Genomic DNA, 11,736 nt, shown 5'->3' on the forward strand with positions numbered 1-11,736 from the left:
ACTATGCCGACGATCGACCCGCTCTCCGCCGACACCACGGGTGGCGACGACGAGGTTCCCGACGTCGCCCAGCGCATCGAGCTGCCGGCGTCGGCGGACGGCTCCGGTGTGCTGATCGTGATGAACAAGGATGCCGGCACCGCCGTGGTGCGCGCCGACCCGCGGCCGCTGATCGCGGAGAGACTGCCGCGTGCCGTCCTGCGCGAACTCGAGCAGGACGAGACGGTCGACGATGCGGTGGACGAAGCGATGTCGGGCGAGGACCCGCCGCGCGTGCTCGGCGTGTACGGCGGTGACGGGACCGTCGCGCGGATGGCCCACCTCGCGCTCGAGCGGGACCTGCCGGTCCTCGCGCTTCCCGGGGGGACGTTCAACCACTTCGCCCGCGCCGCGGGCATCGACAGCGTCGAGATCGCCATCGATGCGCTGCAGACCGGGACGGGCGTTGCGGCGACAGTGGGTGAACTGACCGCCGGAGGTCGCACCTCCACCGTGCTCAACGCGGCATCCATCGGCATCTATCCGGACTTCGTCGCCGAGCGCGCCCGACGGCGGCCGCGACTGGGAAAGTGGATCGCCGGGATCGTCGCGACCTGGGGCGAACTACGCCGGGCCGAGGCGATCGACATCGTCATCGAGGGCAAGCGGGCGCGGGTCTGGTCGGTCTTCGCCGGCATCGGGCGCAACACCCCGGGGCAGGTGGCGACGATGCAGCGGCGCACGCTCTCGGACGACGTGCTCGACGTTCGGGTCCTGCATGCCCGCGGGTCGCGCGCGCAGGCGGTGGCGGCACTGTCCTTCGGGCGGCGGACGCGGGTCGTGCTGCGTGCCCTGCGACTGCTGCCTCCGGCATCCGATATCCAGCACATCACCACCACCGAGATCGCCGTGTCGGTGCGTCCGCGCGCGGGGTCGGCGACGTTCTACGCGCACGACGGCGAGCTCGAACGGCGGCCGGCGGTCGGCCCCGACGGTCGTTACACGCTGTCGTGCCGCATCGTCCCGCGGGCATTGCGCGTGTACGCGCCGCACGACTGATCGCGCCGGCGCCCGCCGGCACGGGGGTGATCGCGCCGGCGTCGTCCGGCACGGGGTGCTCGCGCCGGCGCGTCAAACCGCGGGGAGAAATGCGAGGTCTCGGCCGATCGGTGCGGGCGTGCGGCGATTTCGTCCCCGACTTTCGACGACACGTCATCCTCGCGATGTACGCGGATGCCATCTCGCGGCCGACGCGTCGAACGGCGGCGGTTCGTAGCGTCGAAGGTATGAACCTCACATCGACAGATCTCGGGCTCGCCGCCCGGGTGCAGAGCCTCACCAAGACCTTCGGGCGCGGCGAGAGCGCCGTGCACGCGCTCGACGAGGTCAGCGTCGGCATCCGGCGTGGCCAGTTCACCGCGATCATGGGACCCTCCGGCTCGGGCAAGTCCACGCTGATGCACATCATGGCGGGATTGGATGCCGCGACCTCCGGACGCGCGTGGATCGGCGACACCGACATCACGACGCTCTCCGACCTCGAGCTGACGATTCTGCGCCGACGGCGCGTCGGCTTCGTCTTCCAGGCCTTCAACCTGGTGCCGACCCTGGACGCGCTCGCCAACATCCTGCTGCCGTTCGACCTCGACGGACGCCGCCCGACCGCCTCGGAGCGTGCCCGCATCGATGGGCTCATCGAGACGCTGGGGCTCGGACCCCGCCTGCAGCACCGCCCGCACCAGCTGAGCGGCGGGCAGCAGCAGCGCGTGGCTATCGCCCGTGCGCTCGCGACCGCCCCGGACCTCGTCTTCGCCGACGAGCCGACCGGCAACCTCGACTCGCGCAGCGGCCGCGAGGTGCTCGGACTGCTCGCGGCGGCGAGCCGGGATCACGGTCAGTCGATCGCGATGGTGACGCACGACCCGGTCGCGGCCGCCCATGCCGATCGGGTGATCTTCCTCGGTGACGGCCGGATCGTCGCCGACAAGCCCCGACAGAGCGCGGAGGAGATCTCGGCGTACATGCTGGCCACGGAGCGGGACATCGACGAGCCCGCGGCGGTCGCGTCATGACCGCCGTCGTGCTCGAGCGGATGCCGCGGTCGGCCAGGCTCGCATGGCTGGCGGAGCGGGGGATGGGCGCGAGCATCCTCGTCGCCGGGATCTCCAGTGCGTTCGGTGTCGTGCTGCTCAGTGCCACCGGGTACATCGCGGCGCTCCTGCGGGCGGATCCGTTCCTGGGGGACAGCGAGACGCTCGCGTTCGTGCTCTCGATCCTCACCGTGCTTCTGGTCGCCGTCGCGGTGTACGTCGCGGCGGTCGTCACCGCGAACACGTTCTCGACCGTCGTGGCGGGTCGGACGCGGCGCATCGCGCTGCTGCGCCTGATCGGCGCGTCGGCCCGGTCGCAGCGGACCGAAGTCGCGCAACAGGGACTCGTGGTCGGAGCCATCGGCGCGATGCTCGGCCTCATCGCCGGCACGGCAGTGGCGGCCGGCGGTGTTCTGCTCGCCACGAGCGCGCTCGGTGCCGCGGACGTCGAGTACAACGTAGTGCAGGGCGTACTGCTGATCCCCGCGGTCATCGTGGCCCTGACCACATGGGCCGCTGCCTGGGTGGGCTCGCGTCGCGTGCTCACCGTCACGCCGCTGCAGGCCCTCGGTGGTTCGGTGGAGGATTCCCGGGACGCGATCGCCGGACGCAAGGGCCGCAATGCCGGCGCGATCGTGCTGTTCCTCTCGGGCGGTGCGCTGCTGGCCGGGGGCGTCGTCGTCGGCCTGGTGACACCGCTGGGTGTGATCGTGGCGTTCGTGGGCGGCATCCTGTCGTTCACCGGGCTGGCAGTCGGCGCGACGCTGGTGATTCCGCCGGTGCTGCGTCTGGTGGGCCGGATGTTCGGACGTTCGGCGACCGCCCGGCTGGCGGCCGAGAACGCGCTGCGGTACCCGGGGCGTTCCAGTCGCATGGCGATCGGGGTCGTGATCGGGGTGACCCTCGTGACGATGTTCGCCGTGGCGCTGGAGACGGTGAAGTCGGTGATCGCCGCGTCATCCGGCGGCGAGATCGAGCCCGAGTTCGCCTCGATCATCGACACGTTCTCGGGCGTCATGATGGGCCTGGTCGCGGTGTCGGCGGTCATCGCCGCCGTCGGGCTCGTGAACCTGCTGACCATCGGCGTCGTGCAGCGGCGCAGAGAGCTCGGGCTGCTGCGCTCGCTGGGCGTCTCGACCGGGCAGGTGCGCCTCATGGTGCTGCTCGAGGCGGCGCACATCACCGTCGCCGCGGTGATCACCGGGCTCGTGCTGGGCACGGTCTACGGCTGGGCGGGTGCGCAGTCGCTGCTCGGGTCGACGGCGATGCCGCCGGCGTGGCAGTCGCCGACCTTCGTCGCCCCGGCGATCCCGTGGATCCCGGTCGCGATCATCGTGGTCGCGACGGCAGTGCTCACCCTCGTGGCGGCGGTCGTTCCGACGCGCCTGGCCACGCGGGTGGCTCCGGTCGAGGCGCTCGCCGAGTAGCCGCCGAGAGTGCATGTCCCGGCTGGCGAGAGTGCATGTCCCGGCTGCCGGGGGTGCGTGTCCGGGCTGGCGGGAGTGGGTGCTGCGGTTGCCTGGGGTGCGTGTCCGGGCTGGCGACAGTGGGTGTTGCGGTTGCCCGGGGTGCATGTCCCGGCTGCCGAGGGTGCATGCTGCGGTTGCCGGGGGTGCATGTCGGGGTTGGCGGGGGTGGATGTCCGGGTGGGCGAGAGTGCACGCTGCGGCTGCCGGGAGTGCGGGTCCCGGCAGCCGGGGTGGCTCGTGCCATGCAGCGCCGCGGGCAGGCCATGCGCTTTCGCGGGCAGGGAGTGCACTCTCGGGGGCGTGGGGTGCACTCTCGCGATCGGGACGTGCACTCTCGCGAGCCGCGCCGGGCGCGGGGGTCAGGGCTCCGGATCGTGGGCCCAGGTCGGGGCGATCGCCCGGATGCGCGCCGCCCGCCACTGCCACGTGGCCCATAGCACCGGCCAGAGGGCGAGCGCGGTCGGGCCGCCGATCACGAGGCGCTCGCGCCACAGGGTCTTCGCCGGGTCCCCGGGCGCCGGGGCGATCGCCATCTGGTGATCCCACACGTCGAGGCTCGCGAGCGGGCCGGTCAGGGGGATGCCGCTGTCCCGGAAGATGCGCACCGCCCCGTTCGCGTCATCGACGAACCGGTCGCTGACCTGGATGAGCTGTCGGCCCAGCGGCAGGACGCCGCCGAGCGACAGCTGCACCGGGACGTCACCGCCCGGCTCCCACGCCGTCGGCAGACCGGACGGAACCACCGGAGCGAGGTCCATCAGGGGGCCGTAGAGTTCCGCCACCGCCCGGGGGGAGTGCACGGCCCGCCATGCGGCATCCGCATCGCAGTCGATGACGATCTTCAGCAGGATGCGCATCGTCCCAGTCTCGCACCCGCCCCCTACGCTGGACCGGTGCCCCCCTTCGACCAGTCCACCTACCAGGTGCGCCTCGACTGGGGCCTCGAAGGCCTCGCACGCCTCGCACCCGCCGATGTCGTGGTCGTCGTGGACGTGCTGCGGTTCTCCACGACGGTCATCCGGGCGCTCGAGAACGATGCGGCCTTCTGCCTGGATGCCGCGGCCTTCGCCTCATCGATCAACGGCGCCGCCGTCGCCGCAGCCGCTGCCGACACCGGCGCGGTCGTGCTGCTCGGCGCGCTGCGAAACGCGTCGGCGGTGGCCGCGGCCGTGTATGCGGAGCAGCGGCGCGCGGGACGCACCAGCGTCAACGTCGTGGCGGCCGGCGAGAGGAGCGCACGCGAAGCCGGGTCGAGCGTGCGCTTCGCCGTCGAGGATCAGCTCGGCGCCGGTGCGATCATCGATGCGCTCGCGACCCTCGGGCTGGATCACTCGTCGCCGGAGGCGGCGGTCACGGGCGAAGCATTCCGCGCCCTGCGCCGCGCGACGCGGCACCTGCTGACCGCCGGCGGATCCGGCCGTGAACTGGCTGGGCTCGGACGCGGCGACGAGGTGGATGCCGCGGCCGCTGTCGACGCGGCATCCGTCGTTCCGATCCTGCGCGAGGGCGTGTTCGGCCCCCTCTGACGCACGTCCGCCTCGACCGGGTCAGGAGAGATCGCGAGGTCAGGAGGATTCGGCGCGGATCGTCCTGAGCCAGCGAGATCTCCTGTCCCCCCGATGCCCCGCGACGCCCCGTGACACCCCGCGACTCCCCGAACCCAGAACCCCGGCTACGACCGCGGTGTCATCGCGGCCAGTCGTGCGGCGGGGCTGATCTCGCGGCGCGTCCAGGTGAAGACGAAGCGCTCGTCGAAGCGCGGTGCGCACTTCGCGCACGAGGTCGGGCGCGTGACCCGGCGGTGCCGATAGGCGAGGTGCCCCGCGGGGCAGACGCCGATCCACGGCGCGAGTTCGACCGCCGTCTCGCCGTGGTGGGTCGTGCCGCCGACGTAGCCGAGGTCGCGGGCGACCGCCTTCCACCGCGGCCCGTGCCCCGCGGTCGCGCCTGCGAGCGCGTGGGCGACTTCGTGCAGCAGCGTCTGGTGGTTGGTGTCGTCGTCGTAGCGCGCGGCCAGGTATCGCGACACGCTGATGCGCTTGCGCGTGTAGTCGCACAGGCCCGCGCGTCGTTTGGCGTTGTCGAACCCGAACGACCATGAGGCGTCCAGGTGACGGGCGATCAGCGCGTCTGCCCAGACGCGCACGCGATGCAGTTCTGACATGGAGGGAAGGTAGAACGTGCCTACGACACTCGACGGATCAAGGAACGCGCGGGCTCAGCTCGCGACGACCGCGCTCGGGCGCCGGCGGTCTGCGGCGTCGATCGCGAGCAGGGTCGACTCGAGCTGGTCGTCGGTGGCGCCGGACTCCTGACGCAGGAACAGCGCGCGCTTGAAGTCCGTGCGTGCGGCGGCGAAGTCGCCGGCGTCGTAGTGCACCTTGCCGCGGTGCTGGAGAGCGAACGCGGCGATCGCGTTCCACTCCTTGCCCTCGGCTTCGTACGCACACGAGGAGAGTTCCTGCTCGGCAGCGGCGAACGCACCGCGGAAGTGCTGCACCGACGCGTGCAGGACGCGCGCCCGCAGCAGGTCCTTGCGCGTGCCGGCCATGCGGGCGACGCGCACCGACTCCTCGGACAGCACGAGCGAGTCCTCCAGGCGGTCCAGCACCTTCAGCAGCCACACGCGCTCCAGGAGCGCGGGGAGGCTCCGCTGCTCGCCGATCTCGTCCAGCCGGTCCTTGCATGCGCGAGGATCGACCTGCTCACGAAGGGTGTCGGGGTCATACCCGAGGATGTAGCTCACTTCGACTCCTCTCCGCGCGACCAGGCTCGCTCTCCCAGTGTGCCCCGGGTCCGTGAACTCCGGCCGGGGGCACGCCGTCGACAGCCGGGACACGCCGTGTTCGGCCTCGCGGGGCGGCTCGCGCGGCGCCTTCGGTACTTAGCGAGGCGGCTCGCGCGGCGCCTTCGGCCGTTCGCGGGGCGGCTCGCGCGGCGCCTTCGGTACTTCGCGGGGCGGCTCGCGCGGCGCCTTCGGTACTTCGCGAGGCGGCTCGCGCGGCACCGTCGGTCCTTCGCGAAGCCCCCCGTGCGTCCCCCCTCGCGCCCACCGACGGAGCGCCGGTCAGCGTTGGAAGACGGAATCGGCGGGTTTGGGCGACGGCGTCGAATCGGCATCCGTCGCCACGCGCGAACCGCGCACGAGCTCGTCCAGCTCCGCGCCCTGCGCCACCTTCGCCGGGTGCGGACCTGCGGCCATGAGTCGCGGCAGCCACTGGTCGGGCAGGGCGGAGGGGGATGCCGCGATCACGAGGTTGCCGAAACGCCTGCCCTTGAGCACCTGCACTTCGGCAAGGACCAGGACGTGCGGGAACACCGCCCGCACGGTCGCGATCTGCCGACGCGCGAACGCGAGTCCCGCACCGTCGGCGACGTTCACCAGCAGCACTCCCTCGGGCGCCAGCAGCCGCTCCGCAGCGGTGTAGAACTCGACGGTCGTGAGGTGGGCGGGGGTCTGCGATCCGGCGAAGACGTCCGAGATCAGCAGGTCGACGTTTCCGACGAGAGCGGCGGGCAGTCGTCCGAGCCCCTCTCGCGCGTCGCCGATCCGCACCCGGATCGATGCGCCGCGCGGCAGCGGCAGTTCGTTCCGCACGAGTTCGACCAGCGCGGGCTCCAGTTCGATGACCTGCTGACGGGAACCCGGCCGGGTCGCATCCACGTATCGCGGCAGGGTCATGGCACCGGCGCCGAGGTGCACGGCCGTGAGCGGCTGGCGCGGCATCCGCAGCTGGTCGATCACCGCGCCCATGCGCGCGACGTACTCGAAGTGCAGGTGCGTCGGGTCGTCCAGGTCGACGTGGGACTGCGGAGTGCCGTCCACGGCCAGCTCCCAGCCGCCGGCGTACGCCGAGCGGACCACGTGCGCGAGGGTGCCGTTCGACAGCCGCACGGACGCGGGAGGTTCCTCGAACCGGGCGCGGGCCATGGTCCCAAGGTATCCCGCGCACGCCGTCGCCACGCGAAAACCTTCGCGTGAGCCGAAACACAATCGAGACTCAGGCGTAATGCTCATCGGAGTCCCGCCCGGGTAGCGTCGTAGCATCACACCCCTCGCGGGCGAGGCGGCGTGAAAAACCTGCGCCCCGACCGCCCGCATATTCATGGAAGGTGCACAGCAGATGCTCCACAGTTCGAGAAAGCGCTGGATGACCGGCGCTGCCGTCGTCGCCCTCGGCGCGATGGTGCTCACGGCATGCGCGAGCGAACGCGACGGCGGCGGTGCGGACGATTCATCCGACGTCGACAGCACGTTCGTCTTCGCGGCGTCGAATGACCCCTCGGGTCTCGACCCCGCATTCGCAAGCGATGGCGAGACCTTCCGCGTCTCGCGTCAGATCTTCGAGGGCCTCGTCGGCGTCGAGGCGGGCACGGCCGACCCCGCCCCGCTGCTGGCCGAGAGCTGGGAGCAGTCCGAGGACGGCCTCTCGTACACCTTCACGCTGAAGGAGGGTGTCACGTTCCATGACGGCACCGACTTCGACGCCGAGGCTGTGTGCACCAACTTCGACCGCTGGTACAACTGGACCGGACTCGCACAGTCCGAGAGCCTCTCGTACTACTACGGGTCGCTCTTCAAGGGCTTCGCGGACACCCCCGACACCGCGGTCTTCGACTCGTGCTCCGCTGATGACGCCTCGCACGCCACCGTCACGCTGACCCAGCCGTTCGCCGGCTTCATCGCTGCGCTGTCGCTGCCGGCGTTCTCGATGCAGAGCCCCACGGCCCTGTCCGAGTTCGACGCCGACGCGGTCGGCGGCACCGAGGAGGCGCCGACGCTGAGCGAGTACGCCAACGCGCACCCGGTCGGAACCGGCCCCTTCATGTTCGACTCGTGGGAGCCCGGCGAGCAGGTCACACTGCAGGCCAACCCCGACTACTGGGGCGAGCAGGGTCAGGTTCAGGAGATCATCTTCCGCACCATCGGCGACCCGACCGCACGCCGTCAGGCGCTCGAGTCCGGTGACATCGACGGATACGACCTGGTCGCTCCCGCCGACACCGCCGCCCTCGAAGAGGCCGGCTACAACGTGATGCAGCGTGACCCGTTCACGATCCTGTACCTCGGCATGAACCAGGCCGTCCCCGAGCTCGCGAACCCCCTGGTGCGCGAGGCGATCGCTCACGCGATCGACAAGGAGGCGCTCGTCACGCAGGTGCTCCCCGAGGGCACCGAGGTCGCGTCGCAGTTCATCCCGCCGGTCGTCACCGGCTGGAACGAGGACGTCACCACGTACGAGTACGACCCCGACCTGGCCAAGCAGCTGCTCGCACAGGCGGGCTACCCGGACGGCCTGACCCTCATGTTCAACTACCCGACGAACGTGTCGCGGCCGTACATGCCCAACCCGGAGCAGATCTTCACGAACCTGGCGTCGCAGCTGGAAGCCGTGGGAATCACCGTCACCCCGACGGGCAACGAGTGGAACCCGGCGTACCTGGACCGCATCCAGGGCGGAGCCGACCACGGTCTGCACCTGCTCGGCTGGACCGGCGACTACAACGACACGGACAACTTCGTGGGCGTGTTCTTCGGCCAGGCCTCGAATGAGTGGGGCTTCGACAACCCCGAACTGTTCAACGCGCTGACCGAGGCCCGCGGCACCGCGGACATCGACGAGCAGACCGAGCAGTACAAGGCCATCAACGAGATGATCGCCGAGTTCAACCCGGGCATCCCGCTCGCGCACCCGGCGCCGTCGCTGGCGTTCGACTCGCGCGTCACGTCGTACCCGGCCAGCCCCGTCAACGACGAGGTGTTCAACATGATCGAGCTCAGCAAGTAGCAACGATCGAGCGGATGCCGCGGGCGGCCGACACGGCCGGCCCGCGGCATCCGCACCATTCCTCCTCGCACGGGTTCCTCAGCCCGCCGCCGTCCACCCCCTGATCCTCGGAGTCCCCCTCAGTGCTGCGCGTCATCGGCAAGCGTCTCCTCTACCTGATCCCCACGCTGCTGGGTCTGTCGGTCCTGCTGTTCGTCTGGGTCCGGTCCCTGCCCGGCGGGCCTGCGGTGGCCCTGCTCGGCGAGAAGGCGACGCCCGAGGCGATCGAGCGGATCAACGAGCTCTACGGATTCAACCGGCCCGTCATCGAGCAGTACTTCGTCTGGATGGGCAGGCTCCTGCAGGGTGACTTCGGCGCGTCGATCATGACCAGCCGGCTCGTGCTGGAGGAGTTCGCCCGACGCTTCCCGGCGACGCTCGAGCTGTCGATCGCAGCCCTCATCTTCGCCGTCGGCATCGGCATCCCGCTCGGCTACTGGGCCGCCCGCCGCCACGGCAAGGCCACCGACCACTTCGCGGTCGCGTCCAGCCTCATCGGCATCACGATCCCGGTGTTCTTCCTCGCGTTCATCCTCAAGTACGTCTTCGCGGTGCAGCTGGGCTGGCTGCCGTCGGACGGTCGGCAGGACCCGCGGATCGACGCGACCCACCCCACCGGCTTCTACGTGCTGGACGGCATCCTCACCGGAGAGTTCGACGCCGCGTGGGACGCCATCCTGCACCTGATCCTCCCCGCGATCGCGTTGGGCACCATTCCACTTGCGATCATCGTGCGCATCACCCGCGCATCCGTCCTCGAGGTGCAGAACGCGGACTACGTGCGCACCGGGCGTGCCAAAGGCATCTCGCAGGGCACGATCCGCAATCGCTTCATCCTCCGCAACGCCATGCTGCCCGTCATCACGACGGTGGGCCTGCAGACCGGTCTGCTGATCTCGGGGGCGGTGTTGACCGAGAAGGTCTTCGCATATCCGGGCATCGGCCAGTTCATGGCCGATGCCATCTTCGAGCGGGACTATGCCGTCCTGCAGGGTTTCATCATCTTCATCGCGATCGGCTACGCGCTGATCAACCTCGCCGTCGACGTCTCCTACGGCTTCATCGACCCGAGAGTGAGGGTCTCATGATCGTTCTCTTCACCGCCGGTGGCCTGACCGCCGTGCGCCCGACCGAGACGGGGGGTGCCGCATGACCTCCGCGATCCTGCCCCCCGCTCCCGCAGGCGGACCCGTCGACGACACCGCCGTCGTCGACCACGAACTCCTTGCGGCGCGGACCCGCGGCGGATTCTGGCGCGACGTCTGGACCCGGCTGCGCCGCAATCCGTCGGCCTGGATCGGCGGGATCATCGTCGGCGTGTTCGTGCTCGTCGCCGTGTTCGCCCCCTGGCTCGCGCCCTACCCGCCGAATGCGCTGCCGGGACAGGCCTACATCACGCCGACGCACATTCCCGGGCCGGGTGAGCTGCCGCAGTTCCCCCTCGGCCTGGACCGCTTCGGTGGCGACGTGCTGTCCAAGCTCATCTGGGGTGCGCGGGCATCCCTGCTCATCGGTGTCATCTCGACCGCCTTCGGTCTGGCCGGCGGAATGCTGATCGGCCTCATCGCCGGCATGTTCGGCGGCCAGGTCGACAACGTCCTGATGCGATTCATCGACATCCTGCTCTCCGTCCCCAGCCTGCTGCTCGCCGTCTCGATCGCCGCGCTCCTCGGCCAGACCCCGTTCGCGGTCATGATCGCGATCGGAGTCGCCCAGGTGCCGATCTTCGCGCGCCTGCTGCGATCGTCGATGCTGCAGCAGCGCAGCGCGGACTACGTCCTGTCCGCGCAGACGCTCGGACTCGGGCGCGGCAGGATCACGATGAGTCACGTGCTGCCGAACTCGGTGGGGCCGGTCATCGTGCAGGGCACGCTGAGCCTCGCGACGGCGGTCATCGACGCCGCCGCCCTGTCCTTCCTCGGCCTCGGCGGCGGGCGCCCCGAGACTGCGGAATGGGGCCGCATGCTCACCTACGCGCAGTCCGAGCTCGCGATCGCGCCGTACCTCGCGTTCCTCCCCGGCATCTGCATCATGATCACCGCGCTGGGCTTCACGCTGCTTGGTGAGGCGCTGCGCGAGGCGATGGATCCCCGGACGCGGACCCGCTGACCCGAGCGGCCGGGGTGCGCGGGCTCGCCGGTGGCGCGGGCTCGCCGGTTGCGCGGGGCTCGCGGTTCGCCTGTCGCAAACTGCTGCGAGCGTCGGCGTGTTGTGACAGGGGATGCTGTGAGCGCGGGCGCTCGGAGGCTGCAGTCGCGGCATCCGGCCCGAGGGCTCGCCTGTCGCAAACTGCAAGGCGCGCCGGCGTGTTGTGACAGTGGAGTGGGTTTGGTGCGCGGGGCTGCCGGTTCGCCTGTCGCAAACTGCCGC

11 protein-coding genes are annotated in these 11,736 nt (G+C 70.7%); 7 read left to right on the forward strand and 4 right to left on the reverse strand.

The features are described from left to right. The first annotated feature begins 3 nt into the window (after window positions 1-3). The 3 genes from ABD655_RS03695 (at window position 4) to ABD655_RS03705 (ending at window position 3,496) form a co-directional block, all read left to right on the forward strand. Window positions 4-1,038, forward strand: coding sequence for a diacylglycerol/lipid kinase family protein (locus ABD655_RS03695; protein ID WP_344711694.1), 1,035 nt, complete (start codon window positions 4-6; stop codon window positions 1,036-1,038). 227 nt (window positions 1,039-1,265) lie between these two features. Then, on the forward strand, window positions 1,266-2,051 hold the full coding sequence (locus ABD655_RS03700; RefSeq protein WP_344711696.1) for an ABC transporter ATP-binding protein: 786 nt from the start codon (window positions 1,266-1,268) through the stop codon (window positions 2,049-2,051). Next, a complete protein-coding gene (locus tag ABD655_RS03705; RefSeq protein ID WP_344711697.1) occupies window positions 2,048-3,496 on the forward strand; it encodes an ABC transporter permease in 1,449 nt (482 codons plus the stop codon). The genes ABD655_RS03700 and ABD655_RS03705 overlap by 4 nt, the downstream gene beginning before the upstream one ends. 401 nt (window positions 3,497-3,897) lie before the next feature. On the opposite strand, the gene ABD655_RS03710 is transcribed toward ABD655_RS03705, so the two are convergent. Continuing rightward, complete coding sequence (locus ABD655_RS03710) at window positions 3,898-4,395, reverse strand: hypothetical protein (protein ID WP_344711698.1); 498 nt, start codon at window positions 4,393-4,395, stop codon at window positions 3,898-3,900. 36 nt (window positions 4,396-4,431) lie between these two features. On the opposite strand from ABD655_RS03710, the gene ABD655_RS03715 reads away from it, so the two are divergent. Continuing rightward, window positions 4,432-5,064 carry a 2-phosphosulfolactate phosphatase gene (locus ABD655_RS03715; protein WP_344711699.1) on the forward strand — a complete coding sequence of 211 codons (633 nt, stop codon included), beginning with the start codon at window positions 4,432-4,434 and terminating at the stop codon, window positions 5,062-5,064. A 146-nt stretch (window positions 5,065-5,210) separates the two neighbouring features. Here ABD655_RS03715 and ABD655_RS03720 read toward each other — a convergent pair whose 3' ends face one another. The 3 genes from ABD655_RS03720 to ABD655_RS03730 all read right to left on the reverse strand — a co-directional run bounded on the left by ABD655_RS03720 (window position 5,211) and on the right by ABD655_RS03730 (window position 7,469). Continuing rightward, entirely contained in the window at window positions 5,211-5,702 is a 492-nt protein-coding gene (locus ABD655_RS03720) for a SprT-like domain-containing protein (protein ID WP_344711701.1), read from the reverse strand. 54 nt (window positions 5,703-5,756) lie between these two features. Further along, on the reverse strand, window positions 5,757-6,284 hold the full coding sequence (locus tag ABD655_RS03725) for a hypothetical protein (protein ID WP_344711703.1): 528 nt from the start codon (window positions 6,282-6,284) through the stop codon (window positions 5,757-5,759). Window positions 6,285-6,605: 321 nt separating this feature from the next. Then, on the reverse strand, window positions 6,606-7,469 hold the full coding sequence (locus ABD655_RS03730; RefSeq protein WP_344711705.1) for a spermidine synthase: 864 nt from the start codon (window positions 7,467-7,469) through the stop codon (window positions 6,606-6,608). 220 nt (window positions 7,470-7,689) lie between these two features. On the opposite strand from ABD655_RS03730, the gene ABD655_RS03735 reads away from it, so the two are divergent. The 3 genes from ABD655_RS03735 (at window position 7,690) to ABD655_RS03745 (ending at window position 11,475) form a co-directional block, all read left to right on the forward strand. Beyond that, entirely contained in the window at window positions 7,690-9,327 is a 1,638-nt protein-coding gene (locus tag ABD655_RS03735) for an ABC transporter substrate-binding protein (protein WP_344711707.1), read from the forward strand. A 122-nt stretch (window positions 9,328-9,449) separates the two neighbouring features. Next, a complete protein-coding gene (locus ABD655_RS03740; protein WP_344711710.1) occupies window positions 9,450-10,454 on the forward strand; it encodes an ABC transporter permease in 1,005 nt (334 codons plus the stop codon). 61 nt (window positions 10,455-10,515) lie between these two features. Next, window positions 10,516-11,475, forward strand: a complete 960-nt coding sequence (locus ABD655_RS03745) for an ABC transporter permease (protein WP_344711712.1) — start codon at window positions 10,516-10,518, stop codon at window positions 11,473-11,475. Window positions 11,476-11,736 lie beyond the last annotated feature (261 nt).

It is taken from the genome of Microbacterium terregens (genome assembly GCF_039534975.1).
In the GTDB taxonomy this organism is placed as follows: Bacteria; Actinomycetota; Actinomycetes; order Actinomycetales; family Microbacteriaceae; genus Microbacterium; species Microbacterium terregens.